We start from the raw sequence: 26,386 nt of genomic DNA, 5'->3' as shown, positions 1-26,386 counted from the left end.
CTTTGCATCAGGCCTAAAGAAAAAACCGCACGCCATGATGGCAGTGCGGTTTTTCCATGACAGCAGACAACGATTACAAACTATTACGCCTGGTGGCTAGTAACGTAGTCGATTGCAGCTTGTACAGTAGTGATCTTCTCAGCTTCTTCGTCAGGGATTTCGGTCTCGAATTCCTCTTCCAGAGCCATCACCAGCTCAACGGTGTCAAGGGAGTCGGCACCCAGGTCTTCAACGAAGGAAGCAGTGTTGACCACTTCTTCTTCTTTAACGCCCAGTTGCTCGGCAACGATTTTCTTGACGCGCTCTTCGATGGTGCTCATACCTTGTTTTCACTCCTAATGGACAAATTCAGGCAGCTGGCCAGTGGGTAAGTGTATAGAAAGGCTTTTCAGCTTTTCAACTGAAAGCTTCACTCCTCAAACCCTGCGGCCCTCTGCCTATAAATAGATTGCAGCTTTATAACGGATTTTAGACAGCTCGTATGACATTTTTTTGAAGCAATCCGTCACATTTTACTTACATGTACATCCCACCGTTCACCGGGATTGTAGCCCCAGTGACGTATGCCGCACCGTCGGATGCAAGAAAAGCGACCACCGAGGCGATCTCTTGAGCTTGTCCCAGACGGCCCAGCGGAATCTGCGTCTGCAAGGCTTCACGCTGTGCTTCCGGCAGTTCGCGGGTCATATCGGTGTCGATGAACCCAGGGGTTACCGAGTTGACCGTAATCGAACGCGAACCGACTTCACGCGCCATCGCACGGCTGAAACCTTCCAGACCGGCCTTGGCGGCTGCATAGTTTACTTGGCCTGCGTTGCCCATGGCACCCACCACCGAGCCAATACTGATAATTCGGCCCCAGCGCGCCTTGGTCATGCCACGCAAAACGCCCTTGGACAGGCGATACAGACTGTTCAGGTTGGTATCGATCACGTCATACCATTCATCGTCTTTCATGCGCATCATCAGGTTATCGCGGGTGATGCCGGCATTATTGACCAGAATCGCCGGCGCGCCGAACTGCTCCTGAATGCTCGCGATCACGGCGGCAACGGATTCGTCGCTGGTGACGTTCAGCTCCAGGCCGGTACCTTGAATGCCGTGCTCCTTGAGCGTGGCAGCGATCGCCTCGGCACCCTTGGCGGAGGTCGCAGTGCCAACAACGATGGCGCCCTGACGACCCAGTTCCAGTGCGATAGCCTGGCCGATACCGCGGCTTGCACCGGTGACCAGTGCAACTTTACCTTGCAGACTCATGCAAGTTTCTCCTGATTCAGGCCAGCGCTGCACGGGCGGCAGCGAAAGCGTCTGGGGTGTTGAGATTGGAAGTCGAAACGCCTTCGGCGCAACGTTTGTTCAGACCGGCCAGCACTTTGCCCGGGCCGCACTCGACCAGACTGGTAGCGCCCTTGGCAGCCAGGGTCTGAACCGATTCAACCCAGCGAACGGGCTTGTACAGTTGTTCGAGCAGATCACGCTTGAGGGTCTCCAGATCGGCCGGCACTTGCGCGCTGACGTTCTGTACGACCGGGATCTGCGGTGCCTGCCAGTCGATGGCGGCGATGGATTCGGCAAAGCGTTCGGCAGCCGGACGCATCAGTTCGCAATGCGACGGCACGCTCACCGGCAACGGCATGGCACGCTTGGCGCCACGGGCCTTGCAGCCCTCGATGGCACGCTCAACCGCAGCCTTGGCGCCGGCAATCACGACCTGACCCGGCGAGTTGAAGTTCACCGCGCTGACCACTTCGCCCTGCGCCGCTTCGGCACAGGCTGCCAGCACGTCGGCATCTTCCAGACCGAGGATGGCAGCCATGCCGCCCTGCCCGGCCGGAACGGCTTCCTGCATCAACTGGCCACGGCGCTCAACGAGCTTCACCGCGTCGGCCAGGCTCAGGCTGCCGGCAGCAACCAGCGCGCTGTATTCACCCAGGCTGTGACCGGCAACAAATGCCGGACGCGCGCCACCTTCAGCCAGCCACAGACGCCACAGGGCGATCGAAGCGGTCAGAATGGCCGGTTGGGTTTTGTCGGTTTGATTGAGCAGCTCTTCCGGGCCCTGCTGGGTCAGTGCCCACAGGTCATAGCCCAGAGCAGCGGAGGCTTCTTTGAAGGTTTCGAGGATCAACGGATATTCCGCGCCCAGCTCGGCCAGCATGCCGAGGGACTGCGAACCCTGTCCTGGAAAGACGAATGCGAGGGAAGCAGACATGTAACAAGCCCCTAATGATCTTGTCGTCGAAAATGACGCCCCACTGGGGGACGCAAGAAACTGACAGTTGGATGGCCCTTTGAACCGGGCGGTCACATTTAAGCATTGTCCGACGAAAACGCCTAAGACAACAGATCCTCCAGACGGCCGTGGAGGCGTTCGGGCAGGTTCTCCTGAATCTCGATCAGCGCGCGCTGAATCGCACTCTGAAAGCCCTGAACCCCGGCCGAACCGTGACTTTTCACCACGATACCCTGCAAGCCGAGGAAGCTTGCGCCGTTATGTCGCGCTGGTGCGAGATCCGCCTGCAGGCGCTTCATCAATGGCAGGGCCAAAGCACCTACCACGCGGGAAGCAAAGTTTTTCCTGAACAAGGCCTCAATGCGCGCGGCGATCATCGTCGCCAGGCCTTCGCTGGACTTGAGCAAGATATTGCCGACAAAACCGTCACAGACCACCACATCCGCCTCGCCGCGATACAGGCCATCGCCCTCGACAAAACCGATGTAGTTAATGCCGCGCGCCGCCTGCAACAAGGTCGCCGCCAGCTTGACCTGCTGATTGCCCTTGATGTCCTCGGTGCCGATATTCAGCAACGCGACACGCGGCCGGGCGATGCCCAGCGTCTGCGCCGCCACCGAGCCCATCACCGCGAACTGCAACAGATGCTCGGCGCTACAATCGACGTTGGCGCCCAAATCGAGCAACTGGCAATAACCCTTCTGCGTCGGAATCGCCGCCACCATCGCCGGCCGATCAATACCCGGCAAGGTTTTGAGCACGAAACGCGACAACGCCATCAACGCCCCGGTATTGCCAGCACTGACACAGGCCTGAGCCTTGCCGTCACGCACCAGTTCAAGGGCGACACGCATCGACGAGTCCGGCTTGCCACGCAAGGCCTGGGTCGGCTTTTCGTCCATGGTGATGACTTCAGACGCCGGGACAATTGTCAGGCGCGCGCGATCGGCAGCCGATTGGCCGTTGATCAGTTCTTCAAGTAGGGAGGGTTGACCGACGAGGGTCAGGTGCAGCGAGGGCGTAGCAGAAAGGCAAGCAAGGCTGGCCTGAACAATGCTGCGGGGACCGAAGTCCCCGCCCATTGCGTCAATCGCGATGACTTGAGCGGACAAGTGATTACTCGTCAGCGCCCTTGTCGATCACTTTACGGCCACGGTATACGCCTTCTGGCGATACGTGGTGACGCAGGTGAACTTCACCAGTGGTTTTTTCTACAGACAGGGTGCTAGCCTCGAGAGCGTCGTGCGAACGGCGCATGTCACGGGCAGAGCGGGATTTTTTGTTCTGCTGAACAGCCATAATTGATTAACTCCTAAACGTTTGGGTCACGCTTTAACTGCGCCAATACACTGAACGGGTTGGACCGCGTTACCTCGTCCTCGCTCGGTTCGGGTTCATCTGCTCCCGCCGGCTGCTGGCATTCTTCCGGATGATGAGCAGGCACAATGGGCAAGGCGAGCAGAAGCTCCTCCTCGATCAGTGACTGCAGATCCAATGGATCTTCGCCCAGTTCCAGCACGTCATAACCTTTCGGTAACGACTGGGTATTCGCACCCTCCTTCACTACAGCGTAACTGCATTCGCTGTGGATCGGCAGGGTGACCAGCTCAAGACAACGCTGGCAAACCATTTTGACTTCGGTGTCGATAAAGCTGTGGATCACCACAGATTTACGTTCATCTCGTTCAAAAACGAATTTGGCCTGCACCGTACCGACATCGTCGGAAAGCGGGTCGCAGAGTCTCTTCAAATCGGCCAGCAGCAGTTCACCTTGGAGGGTGGTGCCACGGTCAGCCAATTTGCGCGGGTCAACGTGAGGTGGAATCGGGTCATTCAACATAGGCGCAGCATTATAGGGATGCACCCACCCATGTCAAAGGAAATTGTGCCCTGTCCGTCACTTGCGTACCTCCGCTAGAATTCGCACCTGCCTCAGGAGACGCCAATGCTGCCTTTATTACTCGCCTCAAGCTCGACTTATCGCCGGGAATTACTCGCCCGCCTGCACCTGCCGTTCGTCTGCAGCTCACCGGATATCGACGAAAGCCATCAGCCGGGCGAATCCGCCATCGAACTGGTCAAGCGCCTCGCCGAACAGAAAGCCCGCGCACTCGCCGCGAGCCATCCCGCTCATCTGATTATTGGCTCGGACCAGGTCGCAGTGCTCGGCGATCGGATCATCGGCAAGCCACACACCTTCGACAAGGCTCGCGAGCAACTACTCGCCGCCAGCGGCGCCAGCGTGACCTTCCTCACCGGCCTGGCCCTGCTCAACAGCCAGACCGGCCACTGCCAGGTCGACTGCGTGCCGTTTACCGTGCACATGCGTCAGCTCGACGAGGTGCGAATTGAACGCTACCTGCGCCTGGAGCAGCCCTACGACTGCGCCGGCAGCTTCAAGGCCGAAGGTTTGGGCGTGAGCCTGTTCCAATCCACCGAAGGGCCTGACGCCACCAGCCTGATCGGCCTGCCGCTGATTCGCCTGATCGACATGCTGCTGGCCGAGGGCGTGCAAATCCCTTAACGCACAAAAAACCGGCCATTGAGGCCGGTTTCTTTTCAACACTGCACCACGCTTAACGCAACGATGGCCCGTGGAACCCCATCCACATCGCCAACTGCTCAGCCACACTGGCGCCAAGTTTCTTCGAGAAGCGGTCGAACGGCGATTCCTGCACAGTGAAATCCACCAGCTCTTTCTCGCCGATCACATCCCGCGCCACGGAACTGGCATTGCCCAGACCATCGATCAAGCCCAACGGCAGCGCCTGCTCGCCGGACCAGACCAGCCCGGAGAACAGTTCCGGATGCTCCTTGTCCTTCAGGCGATCGCCACGACCCTGTTTGACACTGTTGATGAACTGCTTGTGCGTAGTATCCAGCACGGTCTGCCAGAATGCGGTTTCGTCAGGCTTCTGCGGCTGGAACGGATCCAGAAACGACTTGTGCTCGCCCGAGGTATAAGTGCGACGCTCGACGCCGAGCTTGTCCATGGTGCCGACAAACCCGTAACCGGCCGCCGTTACACCAATGGAGCCGACCAAACTGGCCTTGTCGGCATAGATCTGATCCGCCGCACTGGCGATGTAATAGGCACCGGACGCACCGAGATCGGAAATCACCGCGTACACCTTGGTATCCGGGTGCAGGCCGCGCAGACGCTTGATCTCGTCATACACATAACCCGACTGCACCGGACTGCCGCCCGGACTGTTGATCCGCAGGATCACGCCCTTGACCTTCTTGTCCTCGAAGGCTGCACGCAGGCTGCCGACAATATTGTCAGCGCTCGCAGGCTCCTTGTCGGCGATCATGCCGGTGACGTCGATCAGCGCGGTGTAGTTCGGGCCACGGGTGGCGCTCTTTTCCATGTCCATCAGCGGCGTGAACAGGATCAGCGCAACAAACAGATAAACAAACGTCAGCAGCTTGAAGAAGATCCCCCAACGCCGCGAGCGACGCTGCTCCTGCACACTGGCCAGCAAAGTCTTTTCCAGCAGCTTCCAGCTTTTCTCGTCACCGTCGTCGGCACTTGCCTTGGCCGGTGCTTTCCATTCGTCGGTCATGCGCTGTACCCCAGCAAAAACGTATTAAGCCTGCTGCCCCAGCCAGGCGTGCAATTCACTAAAACGGTCGATCGACAGGCGCGGCTCGAACTGCTGCAGCGACTCGATCGACTGCGCGCCGTAGCTGACCGCCACCGACGCCATACCCGCATTGCGTGCCATCAGCAGATCGAAGGACGAATCCCCGACCATCAGCGCCTGCTCGGGCCGCACGCGACAATGCGCGAGAATCTGCTCGAGCATCAGCGGATGCGGCTTGCTCGCGGTCTCGTCGGCGGCACGGGTGATATCGAAATAGTCTTCCCAGCCATTGGCTTTGAGCACCCGATCCAGCCCGCGACGATTCTTGCCGGTCGCGACCGCCAGGTGGTAGCCCTGCTCGCGAAACGACGCCATCGACTCCACTACGCCTTCGAACAGCGGCGAAGGCACGGCTTCTGCCGCGATGTAGTGGTCGGCGTAATACTCGCGAAACAGGGTCATCTCGGCATCGCTGATGTCCGGGTACAAGGTGCGGATCGCCTCGGGCAAGCCCAGACCGATGATGCCCTTGACGGCAAAATCATCACGCAACTCGAAACCGGAACGCGCGGACGCAGAATGCATCGCCTCGACAATCCGACCAATGGAATCAGCGAGGGTGCCGTCCCAATCGAAAATCAGCAGCTTGTAATCAGATGGGCGCACTCAATCGCTCCACGGTCTTGGCCCACATTTCATCCACTGGTGCCTGCAACTTGAGCTCACCGCCATCGGGCAGCGGCACGGTCAGCATGTAGGCGTGCAGGAACAGACGTTTGCCGCCCAGATCACGGATTTCCTTGCTGAAACCGTCATCGCCGTACTTGGTGTCGCCGGCAATGCAATGCCCGGCGTGCAAGGTATGGACGCGGATCTGGTGGGTGCGACCGGTGATCGGCTTGGCTTCGATCAGGGTGGCAAAGTCGCCGAAACGACGCAGGACCTTGAACACGGTCACCGACTCCTTGCCCTCCTCCTCGTCAACCTCGACCATGCGCTCGCCGGAGCGCAGATTGCTCTTGCCCAGCGCCGCACGGACTTGCTTGATCGAGGTCGCCCAATTGCCGCGCACCAGCGCCATGTAGCGCTTGTCGACACCGTCACCGCGCAAGGCGGCGTGCAAGTGCCGCAACATGCTGCGCTTCTTGGCGATCATCAGCAGGCCGGAAGTGTCACGGTCGAGACGGTGAACCAGCTCCAGCTCCTTGGCATCGGGGCGCAACTGACGAAAGGCTTCGATCACCCCGTAATTCAAGCCGCTGCCGCCGTGAACCGCAATGCCGGCGGGCTTGTTGATCACGATCAGGGCTTTGTCTTCGTAGATAATCGAGGCTTCCAGCCGCTGCAACAGGCCTTGAGCCAATGGCACCGGCTCGTCGCGCTCAGGCACGCGAACCGGCGGCACGCGCACGATATCGCCGGCCTGCAGCTTGTATTCGGGCTTGATCCGCCCCTTGTTCACGCGCACTTCGCCTTTACGCAAAATGCGGTAAATCAAGGTCTTGGGCACGCCTTTGAGCCGGGCAAGGAGGAAATTGTCAATTCGTTGGCCGGCATACTCCGGCGAGACTTCAAGCAGTTGAACGCCTGGAGTCGAAGGGGCAGTAGTTGTCATGCCGCGGATGATAACAATTTTTATGGAATTGAAGCACTTAATCATTGCTGCTATAGTCGCGAACGCCGCCAAAAGCGGCCTGGACAGCGGAACCACGGTCAAAAACCGGCCCTGACCAACGCAATTCACCAGGACGCGAGGCCGTCCTACGGGGCTTTCGCTACGTAACGGTGGAGTTTGCAGTTGTAACAAGCGCAGGTGACATGAGGCCTGAATTACACCGTCGAGCAGAGTTTTCACTCGCCTGACAGGCACACATTCAAGGCCAGTTCACAAAGTGCAGTCAGCTGCAGATGACCCCGAGCAAAAGCTTCGGAAACATCGCCTGAATTAGCCATGATGCGTGACCTCCCCTTTCGGAGCTCACGGTAAATGCCAACCCGCTGCGGATTCTGCGCGCGGCAGCACCCGAATTATCAGGGATACGTGTAGGGTGGAGATGCACAACCGCCGGACTGTGTAGCAATAGGCTTTATCAAGACGCTTCATCTCGTCCACAGCCGCTGGTTGATTCCTCCTCCTGACTGAGTGCTTAAGTAGCCACAGCAAGCAGGACGCGTACGTCGCGATATCGGCCCAATTGGCCTGACATCGCTGGACACGGGAATGGCCAACCACTCCCGACGCACCTGACACCGACCGTGAGAAGTCGTGTGTGCCGAACGCCGTTTCCGGCAGCCCGGAAACCGACGGTACTACATGAAAAGAATGCTGATTAACGCAACTCAACCCGAAGAGTTGCGTGTTGCACTGGTAGATGGCCAACGCCTCTACGACCTGGACATCGAATCCGGTGCACGCGAGCAGAAAAAGGCCAACATCTACAAAGGCCGTATCACTCGCATCGAACCAAGCCTTGAGGCTGCCTTTGTCGATTTCGGCTCCGAGCGCCACGGCTTCCTGCCCCTCAAAGAAATCTCCCGCGAATACTTCAAGAAAGCCCCTGAAGGCCGCGTCAACATCAAGGACGTCCTGAGCGAAGGCCAGGAAGTCATCGTTCAGGTCGAAAAAGAAGAACGTGGCAACAAGGGCGCCGCCCTGACCACCTTCATCAGCCTGGCCGGTCGTTACCTCGTGCTGATGCCGAACAACCCGCGTGCCGGCGGTATCTCCCGTCGCATCGAAGGCGAAGAGCGCAACGAACTGCGTGAAGCGCTGAACGGTCTGGTTGCTCCAGCCGACATGGGTCTGATCGTGCGCACTGCCGGCCTGGGCCGCAGCAGCGAAGAAATGCAGTGGGACCTCGACTACCTGCTGCAACTGTGGACCGCCATCAAAGAAGCCTCGCTGGATCGCTCCGCGCCATTCCTGATCTATCAGGAAAGCAACGTGATCATCCGCGCCATCCGCGATTACCTGCGCCAGGACATCGGCGAAGTGCTGATCGACAGCGTTGAAGCCCAGGACGAAGCCCTGACCTTCATCCGCCAGGTGATGCCGCAGTACGCCAGCAAGATCAAGCTGTACGAAGACAGCGTTCCGCTGTTCAACCGTTTCCAGATCGAAAGCCAGATCGAGACCGCTTTCCAGCGCGTCGTCGAACTGCCTTCCGGCGGCTCCATCGTCATCGATCCGACCGAAGCCCTGGTGTCCATCGACATCAACTCGGCGCGCGCCACCAAAGGCAGCGACATCGAAGAAACCGCGCTGCAGACCAACCTTGAAGCCGCCGAAGAAATCGCCCGTCAGTTGCGCCTGCGCGACATCGGCGGCCTGATCGTCATCGACTTCATCGACATGACCCCTGCCAAGAACCAGCGCGCCGTGGAAGAGAAAGTCCGCGAATGCCTGGAAGCCGACCGCGCTCGCGTGCAGATCGGCCGCATCTCGCGCTTCGGCCTGCTGGAAATGTCCCGTCAGCGCCTGCGTCCATCGCTGGGCGAAAGCAGCGGCATCGTCTGCCCGCGCTGCAACGGCACCGGCATCATCCGTGACGTCGAATCGCTGTCGCTGGCAATCCTGCGCCTGATCGAAGAAGAAGCCCTGAAAGACCGCACTGCCGAAGTGCGCGCCCAGGTGCCGATCCCGGTCGCCGCGTTCCTGCTCAACGAAAAACGCAACTCGATCACCAAGATCGAACTGCGCACCCGTGCCCGTATCGTCATTCTGCCGAACGATCACCTGGAAACCCCGCACTTCGAAGTTCAGCGTCTGCGTGACGACAGCCCGGAAGCTGCGACCAACCAGTCCAGCTACGAAATCGCTGCTGCCGCTGCCGAAGTCGAAGAAGTCCAGCCAGCCGCTGCGACCCGCACCCTGGTTCGCCAGGAAGCCGCGGTCAAGACTGCGCCGGCCCGTGCCAATGCGCCGGTGCCGACCGAAGTCGCCGCGCCTGCCGCTGCTGCACCGGCTCCAGTTGCCGCGCCAGAGCCAAGCCTGTTCAAAGGCCTGGTGAAATCGCTGGTCAGCCTGTTCGCGACCAAAGAAGAGCCAGCCGCTCCGGTCGTCGTTGAAAAACCGGCCACCGAGCGTCCAGCGCGCAACGAAGAGCGTCGCAACGGTCGTCAGCAGAGCCGCAACCGTAACGGTCGCCGCGATGAAGAGCGCAAGCCGCGCGAAGAACGTGCTCCGCGTGAAGAGCGCGCCCCACGCGAGCCGCGTGAAGAGCGTCAGCCACGTGAAGCCCGTGAAGTCCGCGAGCCGCGTGAAGCCCGCAGCGAAGCACCGGCCGCTCGCGAAGAACGCGCACCCCGCGCTCCGCGTGAAGAACGTGCACCACGTGCGCCGCGCGAAGACCGCAAGCCACGTGGCGAGCGTGAAGAGCGTGTACGTGAACTGCGCGAACCACTGGACGCCGCTCCGGCTGCACCCGTAGCGGCTGCCGCTGCCGCTGTGGTCGCAGAAGAGCGTCCGGCCCGTCAGCCTCGCGAAGAGCGCGCTCCACGCCCACCGCGTGAAGAGCGTCAACCGCGTGCCGAGCAGGCTGCTGCCGTTGCTGAAGAAGAAGTGAACAGCAACGAAGAGCAACTGCCGGAAGACGGTCAGGACAACGCCGAAGGCGATCGTCCACGTCGTCGCTCCCGTGGTCAGCGTCGTCGCAGCAACCGTCGCGAGCGTCAGCGTGATGCCAACGGCAACGTGATCGAAGGTTCGGAAGAGTCCGAGTCCGGCGAACACGCTGAACCAGCACCAAGCGCTGCCGATCTGGCTGCCGGCCTGGCCGTCACTGCCGCTGTTGCCAGCAGCGTGATCAGCGCTCCGGCCGAAGCACAGGCTCACGAGCAAGCCGAACGCGCCACCGCCGCTGTTCAGGAAACCGCTCCAGTGGAAGCGCCGGTTGTTGAGGCCACTACCCCAGTGGAAGTGGTTGCTGCTCCGGAAGTCGAAGTGGCACCGGTTCAAGAAACTCTGCCTCAGGTTGAAGCCGCTGCACAACCTGCCGTTGAGGCGCCAGTCTTGGCCGCAGAGCCGGTTGCTGAAACCGTCGCTGAAACCGTGACCGAAACCGTGCGTGAAGTTCGCGAAGAACAGACCGCGTTCAACTGGGTTGCCGAGCCTGCCGTCGCTGAAACTCCAGCGCCAGTGGCAGAAGCCCCAGTGGTTGAAGAAGCCAAGGCTGCCGCGCCAGTGGTCGAAGCCGCTGAACCTGCTCCAGCGCCAGTGGTTGAAGCACCGGTGGTCGAAGCGCCAGTGGTTGCCGAAGCCCCTGCTCCAGTGGTTGAAGCCGCTCCGGTCAGCGCCCTGACGCCAAACGGCCGTGCGCCAAACGACCCACGTGAAGTGCGTCGCCGCAAGCGTGAAGCCGAGCGTCTGCAGAAGGAAGCCGAACTGGCTGCCGCTGCTGCTCCGGCTGCTGAAGTGGTCGAAGTTGCTGCTGTGACTGAAGAGGCCGTGGTTGAGTCGGTGATCGCCGAGGCACCACGCTCCGTTCAGGACGCGGTCGAGCATCACCAGGCGGCCGAGGAAAAAGAACACGAGCCTAAACCGCTCGTCTGATTCCGAAAGCCAATAAAAAGCCCCGCCTGAGCAATTAGGCGGGGCTTTTTCATGTCTCCAGTTCAAGCTTCACCACCCTTCAATGTGGGAGCGGGCTTGCTCGCGAATGCGGTGTGTCAGCCACCCTGGAAGTCACTGACGCTCCGCATTCGCGAGCAAGCCCGCTCCCACAAAAGCTCTGCAGGAGGCTCAGGATTGGGGGAATACAAGAGAATCGGGCACATCGATATCCCACAACACCCCGGGATCATCCACCGCTACCTCAATCACCCTGCCCTGCTTGAACAAAGGCCTGGCGCCGCGATCACCACTCAATGCCTGCAACCCCGGCCCGAACGAACGCCCGAACCCCACCGGATGCCCAAATTCGCCCTCCTGCACCGGCACACTCACCGCGTCATCGGTCATTGCCGCCACTACCCGCTCAATACTCGACGGCAGGATAAACGGCATGTCCCCCAACACGACCAGCCAGCCATCTGCATCCGGACAAACCGCAACGCCAGCCGCAATACTGTCACCCATCCCGGTCGATTCAATCGAGACCACGTCACAGCCATAAGCCTGAGCCATGCGCATCGCCTGCGGCCGCGCTTCAGTGGTCACCAGCACCCGCTTGTCGAGGTTGGCCGGCAGATTCAGCAACACTTGCTCGATCACCGAGCGCACCGCGCCATCACGCCCGGTGCAATCGGCCAGCAACTTGTCCTTGTCGGCACCGGCAACCTGGCGAAAGCGACTGCCCTCGCCCGCCGCCAGCACAATCACTGCGATAGATCGACTCATGCGCCCTCCACGACTTTCTTCTGTTTCAACTCGACGCCGTTCTTGATCGCGACGATCTCCGCCAACAATGACAGGGCAATCTCCGCTGGCGAATGACTGCCGATGTGCAAACCGATCGGCCCGTGCAAACGGTTGATCGCCTCGGGTGACAAGCCCAGCTGAGCCAGATTGTCCCGGCGCTTCTGGCTGTTGACCCGCGATCCGAGTGCACCGACATAGAAGGCCGGCGAATCGAGCGCGGTGAGCAACGCCATATCATCCAGACGGGGATCGTGAGTCAGCGCGACGATGGCTGTGCGTTCGTCCGTCTGAATGCTCAACACCGCGTCATCCGGCATACCCGGAACAAAGCGACCGTGGTGCTCTTCCCAACCGTAGACGAACTCGGTACGCGGATCGCAGATCAGCACTTCGAAATCCAGCAGCCGCGCCATGTCCGCCACGTAACGCGACAGCTGCCCGGCGCCGATCAACAACAGACGCCAGCGCGGACCATAAATAGCGCGCAGGGTCTTACCATCGAATGCCAGCACATCGGATTTGCTCGCCGCTGATAGCACAACTTCACCGGTTTCGATGTTCAGCTCGCGGGCGACAATTTCATGCGTTTCACAACGGGCGAGCAACTCGGCGACCCACGCCGGATCAGCGACCCGCTCCTCGGTCAGGCGCAGCGTGCCGCCACAGGGCAAGCCGAAACGCGCCGCCTCCTCGCGGGTGACGCCATAGGTAATCAGTTGCACCGGTGGCCCGTCGCTGGCGATGCGCCCGTCGTGCAGACGGGCGATCAAGTCATCCTCGACACAACCGCCGGACACCGAGCCGATCACCACGCCGTCCTCGCGCAACGCGAGCATCGCGCCGGGTGCCCGGGGCGCAGTGCCCCAGGTCTGCACCACACTGAACAGCACCACCCGCTGCCCGGCGCGGCGCCATTCAAGCACGCTGCGCAGGACGTTGAGATCGGCGCTATCCATTACGCCTGCGCCTTCTGCCAACCCTGCAACTGATAACGCACCGGCAAGTTACGGATGCGCTGGCCGGTGGCGGCGAAGATCGCATTGCACAGTGCCGGCGCAATCGGCGGCACGCCGGGTTCACCGACACCACCCAACGGCACGTCGCCCGGCGGCGTCACCAAATGCACCGCGATTTCCTTCGGCGCCAGCGACATGCGCGCCACTTCGTACATATGGAAGTTGTCCTGCTGGACCTTGCCGTACTTGAAGCTGATTTCACCCAGCACCGCGTTGCCCAGGCCCATCACGCACGCGCCCTCGAACTGCGAACGGATACGTTCAGGGTTGATCTGCGGCCCGCAATCGACGGCGATGTCAGCCTTGTGCACGATCAGCGTACCGTCGTCCTTGACCTCGACTTCGATCACCGCCGCCACATAGGTGACGAAGCTGTAATGCACCGCCAGACCGAGGCCTCGGCCCTTGGGCAATTGGCGCCCCCAGCCGGCAGCCTTGGCCGCGGTTTCCAATACCGCGCGCATGCGCCCGGTGTCGATCGGGTAGCGCTCGGGGGATTCGCCGTAGTTCCACTCCTCACTCAGGGTACGCGGGTCGATCTGCCGATCCGGGCCGAGCAACTTGATCTGGTACTTGAGCGGATCGACGCCAGCCTTGTGCGCCAGTTCATCGACGAAACTCTGAATCGCAAAACCGTGAGGAATGTTCGACACCGAGCGATACCAGCCGACGCGGGTATGCACCGTGGCTTCGGGGTTTTCCAGGCGCACGTTGGGAATCGTGTAAGCCATATTGGTGAAACCCATGCCCAGTTCGAACACCGCTTCATGGTTCATGCTCGGGGCGAACAGCGCCGTAATACTCGGCGCCACTGTGCGATGCAGCCAGCCGGAGGGCATGCCGTCCTTGCCGACAGCGGCCTTCAGGTACTCGGCGGACACCGTGTGGAAATACGAGTTGTGGATGTCATCCTCGCGGGTCCATTGCACCCGCACGGCTTTACCGGGGAACTCCTTGGCAAGGATCGCTGCTTCGACGACGAAATCCGGCTTCGATTTACGGCCGAAACCGCCACCGAGCAGCGTGACGTTGAAGGTGACATTGTCGAACGGCAGCCCGAGGCGCTCGGCGATGCGCTCGCGAGTTACCTGCGGCGCCTGACTCGGCGCCCACGCTTCACACACACCTTTGTCGTAGCGCGCGATGGCGACCATCGGCTCCATCGGTGCCTGCGCCAGATGCGGCAGATAATAGGACGCTTCGAGGCTGCTGGCGGCGCCGCTCAGGGCTTTGTCGATATCGCCAGTGTTGCGCACCACTTTGCCGGGTTTGCGCGACGCTGCTTCCAGTTCCTTGCGATAAGCGATCGAGTCATAACTGGCATTGGGGCCGTCGTCCCATTCGATCTTTAGCGCCTCGCGGCCCTTGATCGCCGCCCAGGTATTGCTGGCAATCACCGCTACGCCGCCCAGCGGCTGGAATTCCGAAGGCAGCGGACGGCTCTCGATCTGCATGACCTTCAGCACACCCGGAACCTTCAGCGCGGCGCTGTCATCCAGCGACTTGACCTTGCCGCCGTACACCGCCGGACGGGCGATGGTGGCGTAGAGCATGCCGTCGAAATGCACGTCCGCGCCGTACACCGCGCGCCCGTTGACGATATCGGCACCGTCGATGGCTTTGGTGCCTTCCTTGCCGATGTAGCGGAACTCTGACGGCTGCTTGAGGCGCAGGCTGTCACGCGCCGGCACCGCCAGTGCACTGGCTGCAGCGGCAAGTTCGCCGTAACCCAGCTCGCGACCGGACGGTTTGTGCAGGACTTTGTGCAGCTGCGCCTGGCACTCGCCCACCGGCACCTGCCATTGCGCGGCGGCGGCTTGTTCGAGCATGGTCCGGGCCGCCGCGCCGCAGCGGCGCATCGGTTCATACCAGTGACGCATGCTGCGCGAACCGTCAGTGTCCTGGTTGCCGAAACGTACTTCGTCACCCGGCGCCTGTTGCACTTTGACTTTGGCCCAATCGGCGTCCAGTTCATCAGCGACCACCATGCTCAAACTGGTGCGCACGCCCTGGCCCATTTCCGAGCGGTTGCAGACCACGGTGACCGTGCCATCCGCGGCGATGCTGACGTAGACCTTGGGATCGTCGATCCAGCCATTGGGCATGCCGTCGGCACCGAACTTCTTCGGTTTGTCTTCAGCCAGTGCATCCTGCCAGCCCCAGCTCGCGGCCAGCACCAATGCGCCCGTGGCGCCGACGCCCTTGAGAAAGCCACGGCGGCTGAGATTGCTCAGGGCGAAATCATTCGGCAAGCGGCTCATGCCTTGGCCTCCTTCAAGTGAGTCGAGGCCTGGCGGATCGCGGTCTTGATCCGGTTGTAGGTGCCGCACCGGCAAATGTTGCCGACCATTGCCTCTTCGATCTGCTCGTCGCTCGGATCGGGGTTGGTCTTGAGCAACGCGGTGGCGGACATGATCTGCCCGCCCTGACAAAAACCACACTGCGCAACGGCGCTATCGAGCCAGGCTTGCTGCACCACCTGCCCGACCGGATCGGCGTGCAGATTGTCGATGGTGGTGACGTTTTGCCCGACCACCGAACCGATCGGCGTGATGCAACTGCGCGCCGGCAAGCCGTCGATATGAATGGTGCAGGCACCGCACAGGCCCATGCCGCAGCCGAATTTGGTGCCGTTGTATCCGGCGACATCACGGATTGCCCACAGCAGCGGCATGTCTTCGGTGACATCCAGTGGGTGATCCTGGCCATTGAGTTTCAGGGTAATCATGGGCACGCCCGCATATTCTTGGTGGTTATGGGGTCGAGCAGAACTGGCGGTGGTTCACGCAGATCGACTCAGGCTAATGGGCCAATACACATCAGTGAAGCCGAACACTGAGCCTGTGGCGAGGGTGCTTGCTCCCGCTGGACTGCGGAGCAGGCCCTTCTTGAAAGCGGGGCAGCTACGCGCCCCAGCGGGAGCAAGCTCCCTCGCCACAGGGTCATCGCTGACTGATATGTGGTTGGCACAGGCTCTCTTGTGCCGACGCGAACGTCTGCACCGGGCCTTTGGTGGAGCAAATGACGGTTATCGTTAGCTGGCTAAGTTAACCCACCGTTAACAAAAAAGCCCTGCACTTTTTGTTCAGTGCAGGGCTTTGGATACCGACCTGAAGCGTAGCCTCAATAGCGGTTCGGCTCCATTTCCAGTTCGACATTGAAACGTTCGGCAATATCTTTCTGGATGCGTTGCGCCAGCTCCAGCAATTGCAGGCCGGTGGCGGTGCCGTAGTTGACCAGCACCAGCGCCTGCAATTTATGCACGCCGGCATCGGCCTCGCGGAAACCTTTCCAGCCAGCGCGCTCGATCAACCAGCCGGCGGCCAGTTTCATCTGCCCGTCCGCTTGCGCATAGGCCACCAGATCCGGGTGCTGCGCCTTGATCTGCTCGACCAGCGCCGCCGACACCAGCGGATTCTTGAAGAAACTGCCGGCATTGCCGAGCACCGCCGGATCCGGCAGTTTTTCGCTGCGGATACTGCAGATCGCGCGGCTGACGTCGCTGGGTGTCGGTTGCTCGATGCCTTGCTCGGTCAGGCGCTGACGCACCGGGCCGTATTCCAGATGCAGATGCGCAACACGATCGAGCTTGAAGCGCACCCGCAGGATCAGCCAACGCCCCGGCTGCTGCTTGAACAGGCTGTCGCGGTAGGCGAAGTTGCATTCTTCCAGGCTGAAGTCGCGCAGCTCGCCGGTCTGGCGATCCAGCGCGGTCAGCCCGGCGAACACATCCTTGATCTCGACGCCGTAGGCGCCGATGTTCTGCATCGGCGCCGCGCCCACGGTGCCGGGGATCAGGCTGAGGTTTTCCAGACCGGAAAAACCCTGCGCCAGCGTGTGCTGCACGAACGGATGCCACGGCTCGCCGGCTTCGGCTTCGATCACCACACGGTTGCCGTCATCGCTGATCAGCCGAATGCCACGGCTGGCCATGCGCAGCACCAGCGCCGGAATGTCTGCTGTCAGCAGCAGGTTGCTGCCGCCGCCGATCACCAGTAACGGCAGATCATGGGCACTCGCATAGGCAAGGGCTTCGCGCACGTCGGCGTCGCTGTGGGCCTCGGCGAACAACTGCGCGCGAACGTCGACGCCGAAACTGTTGAACGGTTTCAGCGAAACCTGTGATTGAAGCTGCAAACTCATAACCGGCCCTTCACTTCGATCAACAGTTGGTCACAGGCTGCTTCGATCAGGTCCAGCACCTGCTCGAAGCCTTGATCGCCGTCGTAGTACGGATCCGGCACTTCATCGACCACACCGGCATAACGCCGCAGGAACAGGTCCAGCTCGGCCTTGCCAGTGGACGGTTGCAGCGCCTTGAGGTTGCGCAGGTTGCTGTTGTCCATGGCCAGAATCAGGTCGTAACTGGCGAAATCGGCGCGGCTGACCTGCTGCGCGCGTTGCGCCGACAGGTCATAACCACGCAGTTTGGCTGCAGCCTGGCTGCGCTTGTCCGGCGGATTGCCGACGTGCCAGTCACCGGTGCCGGCGGAGGCCACTTCGACCTGATCCGCCAGCCCGGCTGTGCGCAATTTGTGGCGCAGCACGCCTTCAGCGGTGGGCGAACGGCAGATGTTGCCCAGGCACACGAACAGAATGCGCATCAGGCCTCCAGCAGGCGTCGAACGCGCTCGAGGTCTTCAACGGTGTCGACGCCGGTTGGCGGCGCGATCAACGCGTCGGCGACATGAATCCGCACGCCATGCCACAAGGCACGCAGTTGTTCGAGGGATTCAGTGTTTTCCAGCCAACACGGGCCCCAGTTCACGAAGTCCTGAAGGAAGCCGGCGCGGTAGGCGTAAATGCCGATGTGGCGACGGTACGGCACGCCCTCCGGCAACTGCTCGCGGCTCTTGGCGAAGGCGTCACGCGCCCACGGCAGGGTTGCGCGGCTGAAGGTCAGCGCCAGACCATTGAGGTCGCTGACGACCTTGACCACGTTCGGATTGAACAGGGTTTCAACGTCTTCGATCGGCTCAGCCAGGGTGGCCATACGCGCTTCGGTGTGGGCCGCGAGATTGGCCGCGACCTGATCGATCACACTTGGCGGGATCAGCGGCTCATCACCCTGCACGTTGACCACGATCGCGTCCGGCGCAAGACCCAGCTTCGCCGCTACTTCCGCCAGCCGATCGGTGCCGGAGTTGTGGTCTTCACGGGTCAGCACCACTTCCGCGCCGAACACCTTGCAGGCCTCGACGATGCGCGCATCGTCAGTTGCCACCACCACACGGCTGGCGCTGCTTTTGCTCGCCTGTTCCCAGACATGCTGGATCATCGGCTTGCCGGCGATATCCAGCAGCGGTTTGCCCGGCAGGCGGGTCGAGGCGTAACGCGACGGAATGACAACGGTGAAAGCAGTGGTCATTTATCCAGACGCTCGTCAGTGGTCAGGGTGCGCGCTTCGCTTTCGAGCATCACCGGGATACCGTCGCGGATCGGATAGGCCAGACCGGCACCCTTGCTGATCAGTTCGGTCTTGTCGGCGCTGAGCTTGAGCGGGCCTTTGCAGATCGGGCACGCGAGGATATCGAGCAATTTGGTGTCCATGAACATTCCCTGGATAAAGAGTTAAGGCAAAAGACGATCGGGCAACAGGCGTATCAGTTGGGTGTCGAACCAGGCCACAAAGGCCGGCGACGGCACAGCATCGACCGCCAGATACCACCAGTCGTCTGCTGCGAAGGCACGGCACTTCACCGCGTCTTTTTCGGTCATCACCAACGGCAATGACGGTGTGAAATTCAAGGCCTGCACGCTGTATTCGGCGTGGTCGGCAAACGCATGGGGGACTGCGCGCCAGTCTAGCGCTTCGAGGGTATTGAAGAAACGTTGCGGATTGCCGATCCCGGCCACCGCGTGCACCGATTGGCCGGGCGCAAAATGATCGAGCGGCTTGCGCTCGCCGCTGCGCAGATTGACCAGTGCGGTCGGTTGCAGGCGAAACGCGAAGCCATCGTCGCGGTCTGCCGTGGCACCGTTGAACAGCACACCGTCGACGCTTTGCAGGCGCTCGATCGGCTCGCGCAACGGACCGGCTGGCAGGCAGCGCTTGTTGCCCAAACCACGGGCGGCGTCGATCAGCACCAGCTCCAGATCTCGCGCCAAGCGGTAATGCTGCATGCCATCGTCGGAGAGGATCAGGTCCAGTGGCTCACTGGTGAGCAAGGCTTTGACCGCCGCGCTGCGATCAGGGTCGATCATCAGCGGTACGCCGGTGCGCTGTACGATCAACAGCGGTTCATCGCCGGCGATGTCGGCGCTCTGCTCGGCGGTGACCCGCCAAGGCAGTTGCGGTGGTTTGGCGCCATATCCACGACTGACCACGCCAACCCGCAGGCCGGCGCGTCGGCAATGCTCGATCAGCCACAGGATCATTGGCGTCTTGCCGGTGCCGCCGACGGTGATGTTGCCGACCACGATCAACGGCACCGGTGGCTGATAGATCTGGCCTTCACCGTCGAGAAAGCGCTGACGCTTGTTGACCACCACGCGGCGGTAGAGCATTTCCAGCGGCCGCAGCAGCGTCAGGGCCGGATGCCCCTGATACCACGCGGCGAGCAAACGATCGGACAGGCTCATCAGGATTTGGGCGCCGCCTCGACCGTGGTCATGCGCAAATGGCTGAAACCAAGCTTGCCGGCCGCGTCCATGGCGGTGATCACCGATTGGTGCTGGGTCTTGCCATCAGCGCTGATCGACAACGGCATGTTGGTGTCACCGTTGGCTTCTTTCTGCATGGCTTCCATCAGCGTCGCCAGGTCATTCTTCGGCAGAATCTTGTTGTTCACCGAGAACACGCCTTCGGCGCTGATCGCGACATCCAGTTGCTTGAGCTGCTGGTCTTCGGCGGGCGAACCGCTGACCGATTCCGGCAGATCGACGCGCAACTGTGTCTCGCGGGTGAAGGTGGTTGTCACGACGAAAAACAGCAACAGGATGAACACCACGTCGATCAGCGACGCGAGGTTGATGTCGATCGTTTCTCGGGGTTTGCGACGGAATTTCACGCTTTGTCCCCGGCCAGATCGACGTCACGGTCGCCCTGCACCACTTCGACCAGTTTGATCGCTTCCTGCTCCATGCCCACCACCAGCTCATCGATGCGGCGTTGCAGGAAACGGTGGAAGAACACCGACGGAATACCGACCATCAGGCCCGCCGCAGTGGTGATCAGTGCCTTGGAAATACCGCCGGCCAGGACCGAGGCGTTGGTGGTCATGCCGGAACCGGTGAAGGCGCTGAAAATGTCGATCATGCCCAATACCGTGCCCAACAGGCCCAGCAACGGCGACATGGCGGCAATCGTGCCCAGCGCGTTGACGTAGCGTTCGAGCTCGTGAATCACCCGCGCGGCGGCTTCTTCGATGCATTCCTTCATGATCTCGCGACCATGCTTGGAGTTGGCCAGGCCCGCGGCGAGGATTTCACCCAGCGGCGAATTGGCGCGCAATTCCTTGAGTTTTTCTTTATTGAGCTGCTTGTCCTTGATCCAGACCCAGACCTGACCCAGCAGATGCTCGGGGGTGACGCGGCTGGCGCGCAGGGTCCACAGACGCTCGGCGACAATCGCCATGGCCGCGATGGAGCTCAGAATGATCGGCAACATCATCCAGCCGCCGGATTTGACCAATTCCCACACAGTGACAGTCCCCTCGAAAAAGTGCGCCACTTTACCATACCGGTTGGCGATTAAGACCCGCTGCCCCGACGACCTGATGCCGCATTCGGCGATCCTGCGATCAATGGTGTTTCAGCGCCAGAAACGCCGTTGTTGACGCATCAGCAACGGCGCCTGAAAGCTGCCCAGGCGCAAATGGATGGCGCCGTGCTGCGCGCTGTCGTAGATGCGCAGCCCTTGCTGGCGGTAACGCGCGAGCACCAGCGGGTGCGGATGACCAAAGGAATTGCCCTGCCCCCGGGAGATCAGCACCGAATGCGGGCGTAATGCCCGAAGCAAAGCCATCGAAGAGGAACTGCGGCTGCCATGGTGCGGCGCTTGCAGCCAGTGCGTCGGCAGCGCCAACGGACTTTCCAGCAAAACCCGTTCGGCAGCCGTGTCGATATCGCCGGTCAGCAGCAGCCGCTCGCCACTGGCCTCGATCTGCAACACACAGGAGCGCTGATTGCTGTCATGGGCCGCCGACCATTGCCACAGCTGAAAACTGACCCCGTCCCACTGCCATTGACGTCCACTTTCACAGGCCTCGGCCTGCAGGATGGCGGGCAGCCCCGGCGGATCGCCGCTGATCACCCGCGTCACTTTCAAGCCCCGCGATACTGCCAACGCACCACCGGCATGGTCGGCGTCGGCATGACTGAGCAGCATCAAATCAATGCGCTCGACCCCCAGTTTGTGCAGCGCCGGCAGCACCACCCGCTCCCCCAGATCGAAATCGCCGAAGCGTGGACCGGCGTCGTAGAGCAACGCGTGATGACGCGTGCGGATCAGGATCGCCAGGCCCTGACCGACATCGAGCTGCCAGATATCGGCCAGTCCATCGGCCACTCGCTCGCGCGGCGGCGCCAGCAGAATCAACAGCAACGGCCAGCCCAACGGTCGCAACGGCACCCCACGCGGCAACAGCAACAACACGGCGCCGAGACAGCCAATCAACAAGCCCCACCACGGCAGCGACGGCGAGATCCACGCCGGCCAGGCCCCGGCGATCAGCGACAAGCCGCGAAACAGCCAGTCGATCAAACCACCGGCCAGCCACAACAAGCCTGCACCGACGTAAGGCACCGGCAACAACAGCGTGCCGAGCAGCGCCGGTGGCAGCACCAGCAGACTGACCCACGGCACCGCGAGCAGATTTGCCAATGGCCCGCTGACGCTGATCGGCAGGTTCAGCGCCAGCAACACCGGGCACAGACCCAGCGCAATCAGCCATTGCGCGCGGGTCCAGGTCTGCCACCATTTCCACGCACCGAGTCGCCCGCCGAAGGTGAAAATCAAAATCCCCACCGCGGCGAACGACAGCCACAAACCCGGACGCAAACTGGCTAACGGGTCGAGCAACAGCAACGCATCGAATGCCAGCAACAGCGGCCACCACGCGCCGAGATGGCGAAAGCGCAAACGCCACAACAACACCAGCCCGACCATCACGCAGGCCCGTTGCACCGGCACATCAAACCCGGCGAGCAAGCCGTAACCGAGCGCCGCGGCAAACGCCAGCCCACAGGCCCATGGCAGCCACGGCCAGCGCAGCGGCCACCAGCCGTAGCGCGCCAGCCCGGCGACCAACAGATAGATGACCGCCGCCAACATCCCGATGTGTTGGCCGGAAATCACCAGCAGATGCACGGTGCCGGTGTCCTGCAAGATCTGCCAGTCCTCGCGACTGAGCCCGGAGCCGTCGCCGAGCACCAGCGCCGCCAATGCACCGCCCCGGCCTTGGGCATCGACTGCCATCAAGCGCTGACGAATGCTGTCGCGCCATGCCCAGTTTGCCTCGGCCAGGCGCTGACCATCCTTGATCGTGCCGGTCGCGCCGATGCGTTGCGCCAACAGCCAGGCTTCGTAATCGAAGGCGTCGGAATTGAGCAAACCACCGGGGCGCCTGAGCTTCACCGCCAGGCGCCAGCGCTCACCGCTGTTGAGCGGCGGCCCGGCGTACCACGACAGACGCATCAACGACGGCAATTTTTCGTGTCGCGAGCGAGCATCGGCCAACTCGAACCGCACCACGCCCTCGCTGGTTTGCGGCAAACCGACCACCCGCCCTTCGACCCAACGGGTTTCGCCGTCAAGCGCTTCCGGCAGGCGATCATTCAACGCCCATTGCGCACTGACGCACGCCCAGGTGAAACCGAATAGCAGAAACGCCAGGGGATAGCTGCGAAACGGCAGCAACATCAGTCCCACCAACGGCACCAACATCATCAACCCGACCGGCGGTAAAACCGGCAAAAAAACCGGAACCAGCAGACCGACTGCCAGCGCCATCATCCCTGTGCGCATAAGCCCGTCCTTGAGAGTTCCTGCATTAGGCGTAGCTGGTATGAGGGCGGGTCGTCGTCAACAATTGTCACAAAGTCTGAATGGGCGCTTCGTAGAATCCAGACATACTTGCCGCCTTAACCGACCGAGAAGCCTTATGCCCCGGCGCTTATTCAAACGTTACATGCCCGATCCGACGAGCATCAGGGAACACAAATCCTTACGCTTTCTCGGCAAGTTGCTGCATGACCCGAACCTCTGGCACCTCAATCGTCATTCGGTGGCCCGGGCGATGGCCGTCGGCCTGTTCGCCGCGTTCCTGCCGATTCCGGCGCAAATGCTGGTGGCGGCGGCACTGGCGATCACCGTGCGCGGCAACATGCCGATTGCCGTCAGCCTCGTGTGGCTGACCAACCCGATCACCATGCCGGCGGTGTTTTTCTGTACTTATCAGGCCGGAGCCTGGTTGATGAATGTGCCCGCCCGCACCCTGCCCGATTCGTTGACCTGGGAATGGATCAGCGGAGAGTTGTCGACCATGTGGCAGCCGTTTTTGCTCGGGTCGGTAGTGTGCGGATTGATACTTGGCATCCTCGCCTACTTCACGGTGATGCTGTACTGGCGCTGGTGGGTGGCGCGGCAATGGGCGCGGCGCAAGAAAAGCCGCAAGCCTTGAATGCAAAACGGCCTCCGCAAGGGAGGCCGTTTGGTTTTGTGTTGTCTGCATTCGCGAGCAGGCTCGCTCCCACATTGGATCAGGTCCGCATCCCGCGCCCACTCACCAGCAGCCGCGCGCAACCGAGGTACAACACCACTGTCGCCACCAGCATGAAGGTGATCGCGATGCCGATGCGGATATCCGACACCCCGAGAATGCCGTAACGGAAGGCGTTGACCATGTGCAGCACCGGGTTGGCCAGCGACACGGTCTGCCAGAACGGCGGCAGCAAGGTGATCGAGTAGAACACGCCACCGAGGTAAGTCAGCGGGGTTAGCACAAACGTCGGGATGATCGAGATGTCATCGAAGTTGCGCGCAAACACAGCGTTGATGAAGCCGAGCAGCGAGAAGATCGTCGCGGTCAGCACCACCACAAGGATGGTCACGCCCAGGTGATGCACCTGCAGATGAGTGAAGAACAACGACAGGATGGTCACGATCACCCCGACCATCAAGCCACGCAGCACGCCGCCAATGGTGAAGCCGATCAGAATCGTGTGCGGCGACACCGGCGAGACCATCAGTTCCTCGATGGAACGCTGGAACTTGCTGCCGAAGAAGCTCGAGACCACGTTGCCGTAGGAGTTGGTGATCACCGACATCATAATCAGCCCCGGCACGATGTACTCCATGTAACTGAAGCCACCCATGCCGCCAATCTGCTTGCCGATCAGGTTACCGAAGATCACGAAGTACAGAACCATGGTGATCGCCGGCGGCAGCAGGGTCTGCGGCCAGATCCGCGTGAAGCGTTTGACCTCGCGATAAACGATGGTCTGGAGGGCGACGAGGTTGGGGCGGAACTCGGAACTCATACCGCCACCTTCGACAGATTCTTCTCTACCAGAGACACGAACAGCTCCTCGAGGCGATTGGTTTTGTTACGCAGGCTCAGCACTTCAATATTCTGCTGCGCCAATTGAGTGAACAGCGCGGTGATGCCCATGGATTTGTCGACCTGGACTTCCAGGGTATGGCCGTCGAGCAACCGGGCGGGATAGCCGATCAATTGCGGCGCGGCGTGCAAGTCGTTTTTCAGATCCAGCAGGAAGGTCTCGACGTGCAACTGGCCCAGCAGCTGTTTCATGCTGGTGTTCTCGACAATGGTGCCGTGGTCGATGATGCCGATGTTGCGGCACAGCTGCTCAGCCTCTTCCAGATAGTGCGTGGTGAGGATGATGGTGATGCCTTTCTGGTTCAGCTCGGTGAGGAACGTCCACATCGAGCGACGCAGTTCGATGTCGACGCCAGCGGTCGGCTCATCGAGGATCAGCAGGCGCGGCTCATGCACCAGGGCACGGGCAATCATCAGACGCCGTTTCATGCCGCCGGACAGCGAACGCGACGGCACATCGCGCTTGTCCCACAGGCCGAGCTGGGTCAGGTACTGCTCGGCGCGTTCCTTGGCGATCTTCGCCGGGATGCCGTAGTAACCGGCCTGGGTCACGACGATGTCGAAAGTCTTTTCGAACTGGTTGAAGTTGAATTCCTGGGGCACCACACCGATCGAGCGCTTGAGCGCGGCGGGGTTCTTGTCCAGGTCATGACCGAAGATATTCACCGTGCCGCTGGTCTTGTTGACCAGGGTCGAGAGAATGCCGATGGTCGTGGATTTGCCGGCGCCGTTGGGGCCGAGCAAGGCGAAAAAGTCACCTTCGGCGACGTCCAGATCGATACCACTCAAGGCCTGGAACCCGTTGCCGTAGGTTTTGGTTAGCTGCCGGATGGACAGAGCGGAACTCATATCGGATTTACGCACCAAGAAGGGAAGAAAAGGAAAGATTGGGCCGGGCGGCGAACAAAACAACCACGGCGCATGAGCGCAATGGTGCTTGCCGCCGCCACACAAGTACAGTCAAGAGTGTCGATAGTTATTATCAAGTCAACGCGGTCATGACTGCTTTCTGATAGGCCGGACGCTGCTTCAGCCGTGCGTACCAAGCCTGCAGATGCGGCTGCGCGGCACGTTCGATGGGCATCTCGAACCAGGCATAAATGAAACTGCCCAGCGGAATATCGCCCATGCCGATTTCGCTGCCGGACAGGTACGGCTGGCTGGCGAGGGCCTGATCGGCCATGGCCAGCAGCGCCGTGCACTCCTTGATTGCGGCGTTGATCGCCGGCCAGTCCTGCTGGTCCGCTGGGGTACGCAATACGCCCCAGAACACGGTGCGGAACGGCCCGGCAAAACTCGAGGTGGTCCAATCCATCCACTTGTCCGCGATGGCCCGGGCTTGCAGGTCTGCCGGGTACCAGGCGCTGTTCGGTGCATGCCTGGCCAGCAGGTATCGCACGATCGCATTCGATTCCCACAGCACGAAGCCGTCATCTTCGATCACCGGCACCCGGCCGTTCGGGTTCATCGCCCGGTATTCAGGCGTGTCGACCACACCGAAGGCGCCACCGGCGTCAATCGCCTCGTAGGCCAGGCCCAGTTCCTCGGCGGCCCACAGTGGCTTCCTGACATTCGATGAGTTTTTCCGTCCCCAGATCTTCAGCATGACCACCTCTTTTCCAATGCGTGGG

Annotated in this window: 27 protein-coding genes; 3 read left to right on the top strand and 24 right to left on the bottom strand. The window is 61.2% G+C overall.

Going from position 1 to position 26,386, the window contains the following annotated elements; genetic code table 11:
* Nucleotides 1–83 precede the first annotated feature (83 nt).
* From acpP to H043_RS0113845, 6 genes are all read right to left on the bottom strand, one after another.
* On the bottom strand, nucleotides 84–320 hold the full coding sequence (gene acpP, locus H043_RS0113870) for an acyl carrier protein (RefSeq protein WP_003175607.1): 237 nt from the start codon (nucleotides 318–320) through the stop codon (nucleotides 84–86).
* 196 nt (nucleotides 321–516) lie between these two features.
* A complete protein-coding gene (gene fabG / locus H043_RS0113865) occupies nucleotides 517–1,257 on the bottom strand; it encodes a 3-oxoacyl-ACP reductase FabG (RefSeq protein ID WP_027612356.1) in 741 nt (246 codons plus the stop codon).
* A 16-nt stretch (nucleotides 1,258–1,273) separates the two neighbouring features.
* Complete coding sequence (fabD, locus tag H043_RS0113860; protein WP_027612355.1) at nucleotides 1,274–2,212, bottom strand: ACP S-malonyltransferase; 939 nt, start codon at nucleotides 2,210–2,212, stop codon at nucleotides 1,274–1,276.
* Between the two features lie 122 nt (nucleotides 2,213–2,334).
* Entirely contained in the window at nucleotides 2,335–3,345 is a 1,011-nt protein-coding gene (gene plsX, locus H043_RS0113855) for a phosphate acyltransferase PlsX (protein WP_080963300.1), read from the bottom strand.
* A 4-nt stretch (nucleotides 3,346–3,349) separates the two neighbouring features.
* Nucleotides 3,350–3,532, bottom strand: coding sequence for a 50S ribosomal protein L32 (rpmF, locus tag H043_RS0113850; protein WP_003179396.1), 183 nt, complete (start codon nucleotides 3,530–3,532; stop codon nucleotides 3,350–3,352).
* A gap of 13 nt (nucleotides 3,533–3,545) precedes the next feature.
* Nucleotides 3,546–4,073, bottom strand: coding sequence for a YceD family protein (locus H043_RS0113845; protein WP_003204262.1), 528 nt, complete (start codon nucleotides 4,071–4,073; stop codon nucleotides 3,546–3,548).
* A gap of 105 nt (nucleotides 4,074–4,178) precedes the next feature.
* Here H043_RS0113845 and H043_RS0113840 point away from each other — a divergent pair, with 105 nt between their 5' ends.
* Nucleotides 4,179–4,757 (top strand): nucleoside triphosphate pyrophosphatase, encoded by a 579-nt coding sequence (locus H043_RS0113840; RefSeq protein WP_027612353.1) that lies wholly within the window; start codon nucleotides 4,179–4,181, stop codon nucleotides 4,755–4,757.
* Between the two features lie 52 nt (nucleotides 4,758–4,809).
* On the opposite strand, the gene sppA is transcribed toward H043_RS0113840, so the two are convergent.
* From sppA to rluC, 3 genes are read right to left on the bottom strand one after another with little or no spacing between them, the layout of a single operon-like run.
* On the bottom strand, nucleotides 4,810–5,799 hold the full coding sequence (gene sppA / locus H043_RS0113835; RefSeq protein WP_027612352.1) for a signal peptide peptidase SppA: 990 nt from the start codon (nucleotides 5,797–5,799) through the stop codon (nucleotides 4,810–4,812).
* A 24-nt stretch (nucleotides 5,800–5,823) separates the two neighbouring features.
* Nucleotides 5,824–6,486, bottom strand: coding sequence for an HAD-IA family hydrolase (locus H043_RS0113830; RefSeq protein ID WP_027612351.1), 663 nt, complete (start codon nucleotides 6,484–6,486; stop codon nucleotides 5,824–5,826).
* Nucleotides 6,473–7,435, bottom strand: coding sequence for a 23S rRNA pseudouridine(955/2504/2580) synthase RluC (rluC, locus tag H043_RS0113825; protein ID WP_027612350.1), 963 nt, complete (start codon nucleotides 7,433–7,435; stop codon nucleotides 6,473–6,475). Before rluC ends, H043_RS0113830 begins: the two co-directional genes overlap by 14 nt.
* Nucleotides 7,436–8,134: 699 nt before the next feature.
* Between rluC and rne the strand changes: the two genes are divergently transcribed.
* A complete protein-coding gene (gene rne, locus H043_RS0113815) occupies nucleotides 8,135–11,371 on the top strand; it encodes a ribonuclease E (protein ID WP_027612349.1) in 3,237 nt (1,078 codons plus the stop codon).
* Between the two features lie 189 nt (nucleotides 11,372–11,560).
* Here rne and H043_RS0113810 read toward each other — a convergent pair whose 3' ends face one another.
* From H043_RS0113810 to H043_RS0113755, 12 genes are all read right to left on the bottom strand, one after another.
* Nucleotides 11,561–12,157, bottom strand: coding sequence for a nucleotidyltransferase family protein (locus tag H043_RS0113810; RefSeq protein ID WP_027612348.1), 597 nt, complete (start codon nucleotides 12,155–12,157; stop codon nucleotides 11,561–11,563).
* Entirely contained in the window at nucleotides 12,154–13,134 is a 981-nt protein-coding gene (locus H043_RS0113805) for an XdhC family protein (protein WP_027612347.1), read from the bottom strand. The genes H043_RS0113810 and H043_RS0113805 overlap by 4 nt, the downstream gene beginning before the upstream one ends.
* Nucleotides 13,134–15,455, bottom strand: a complete 2,322-nt coding sequence (locus H043_RS0113800; protein ID WP_027612346.1) for a xanthine dehydrogenase family protein molybdopterin-binding subunit — start codon at nucleotides 15,453–15,455, stop codon at nucleotides 13,134–13,136. The genes H043_RS0113805 and H043_RS0113800 overlap by 1 nt, the downstream gene beginning before the upstream one ends.
* The gene (locus tag H043_RS0113795; protein ID WP_027612345.1) at nucleotides 15,452–15,922 is read right to left on the bottom strand and encodes a (2Fe-2S)-binding protein; all 471 of its coding nucleotides are present in this window, start codon (nucleotides 15,920–15,922) and stop codon (nucleotides 15,452–15,454) included. The genes H043_RS0113800 and H043_RS0113795 overlap by 4 nt, the downstream gene beginning before the upstream one ends.
* Before the next feature lie 395 nt (nucleotides 15,923–16,317).
* Complete coding sequence (murB, locus tag H043_RS0113790; protein WP_027612344.1) at nucleotides 16,318–17,337, bottom strand: UDP-N-acetylmuramate dehydrogenase; 1,020 nt, start codon at nucleotides 17,335–17,337, stop codon at nucleotides 16,318–16,320.
* Nucleotides 17,334–17,798 carry a low molecular weight protein-tyrosine-phosphatase gene (locus H043_RS0113785; RefSeq protein WP_027612343.1) on the bottom strand — a complete coding sequence of 155 codons (465 nt, stop codon included), beginning with the start codon at nucleotides 17,796–17,798 and terminating at the stop codon, nucleotides 17,334–17,336. Before H043_RS0113785 ends, murB begins: the two co-directional genes overlap by 4 nt.
* Entirely contained in the window at nucleotides 17,798–18,562 is a 765-nt protein-coding gene (kdsB, locus tag H043_RS0113780) for a 3-deoxy-manno-octulosonate cytidylyltransferase (RefSeq protein WP_027612342.1), read from the bottom strand. Before kdsB ends, H043_RS0113785 begins: the two co-directional genes overlap by 1 nt.
* Nucleotides 18,559–18,744, bottom strand: a complete 186-nt coding sequence (locus tag H043_RS0113775) for a Trm112 family protein (protein ID WP_003174668.1) — start codon at nucleotides 18,742–18,744, stop codon at nucleotides 18,559–18,561. Before H043_RS0113775 ends, kdsB begins: the two co-directional genes overlap by 4 nt.
* A gap of 21 nt (nucleotides 18,745–18,765) precedes the next feature.
* Nucleotides 18,766–19,776, bottom strand: coding sequence for a tetraacyldisaccharide 4'-kinase (lpxK, locus tag H043_RS0113770; RefSeq protein ID WP_027612341.1), 1,011 nt, complete (start codon nucleotides 19,774–19,776; stop codon nucleotides 18,766–18,768).
* Nucleotides 19,776–20,204, bottom strand: a complete 429-nt coding sequence (locus tag H043_RS0113765) for a biopolymer transporter ExbD (protein ID WP_027612340.1) — start codon at nucleotides 20,202–20,204, stop codon at nucleotides 19,776–19,778. Before H043_RS0113765 ends, lpxK begins: the two co-directional genes overlap by 1 nt.
* Complete coding sequence (locus tag H043_RS0113760) at nucleotides 20,201–20,836, bottom strand: MotA/TolQ/ExbB proton channel family protein (RefSeq protein ID WP_003227083.1); 636 nt, start codon at nucleotides 20,834–20,836, stop codon at nucleotides 20,201–20,203. The genes H043_RS0113765 and H043_RS0113760 overlap by 4 nt, the downstream gene beginning before the upstream one ends.
* Nucleotides 20,837–20,947: 111 nt before the next feature.
* Nucleotides 20,948–23,161 (bottom strand): DNA internalization-related competence protein ComEC/Rec2, encoded by a 2,214-nt coding sequence (locus tag H043_RS0113755; RefSeq protein WP_027612338.1) that lies wholly within the window; start codon nucleotides 23,159–23,161, stop codon nucleotides 20,948–20,950.
* A gap of 136 nt (nucleotides 23,162–23,297) precedes the next feature.
* On the opposite strand from H043_RS0113755, the gene H043_RS0113750 reads away from it, so the two are divergent.
* Nucleotides 23,298–23,816 carry a DUF2062 domain-containing protein gene (locus H043_RS0113750; protein ID WP_027612337.1) on the top strand — a complete coding sequence of 173 codons (519 nt, stop codon included), beginning with the start codon at nucleotides 23,298–23,300 and terminating at the stop codon, nucleotides 23,814–23,816.
* A 79-nt stretch (nucleotides 23,817–23,895) separates the two neighbouring features.
* Here H043_RS0113750 and H043_RS0113745 read toward each other — a convergent pair whose 3' ends face one another.
* The 3 genes from H043_RS0113745 to H043_RS0113735 form a co-directional block, all read right to left on the bottom strand.
* Nucleotides 23,896–24,675, bottom strand: a complete 780-nt coding sequence (locus H043_RS0113745) for an ABC transporter permease (protein ID WP_027612336.1) — start codon at nucleotides 24,673–24,675, stop codon at nucleotides 23,896–23,898.
* Nucleotides 24,672–25,604: an ABC transporter ATP-binding protein gene (locus H043_RS0113740; protein ID WP_027612335.1), complete on the bottom strand. Its 933-nt coding sequence runs from the start codon at nucleotides 25,602–25,604 to the stop codon at nucleotides 24,672–24,674. The genes H043_RS0113745 and H043_RS0113740 overlap by 4 nt, the downstream gene beginning before the upstream one ends.
* Before the next feature lie 133 nt (nucleotides 25,605–25,737).
* Nucleotides 25,738–26,361, bottom strand: a complete 624-nt coding sequence (locus tag H043_RS0113735; protein WP_027612334.1) for a glutathione S-transferase family protein — start codon at nucleotides 26,359–26,361, stop codon at nucleotides 25,738–25,740.
* Between the last annotated feature and the right edge of the window lie 25 nt (nucleotides 26,362–26,386).

This window comes from Pseudomonas sp. URIL14HWK12:I6, assembly GCF_000514195.1.
GTDB classification, from domain to species: Bacteria; Pseudomonadota; Gammaproteobacteria; order Pseudomonadales; family Pseudomonadaceae; genus Aquipseudomonas; species Aquipseudomonas putida_A.
The sequence above is the reverse complement of the archived record's forward strand: the minus strand, read 5'-3'. Positions and strand labels throughout refer to the sequence as shown.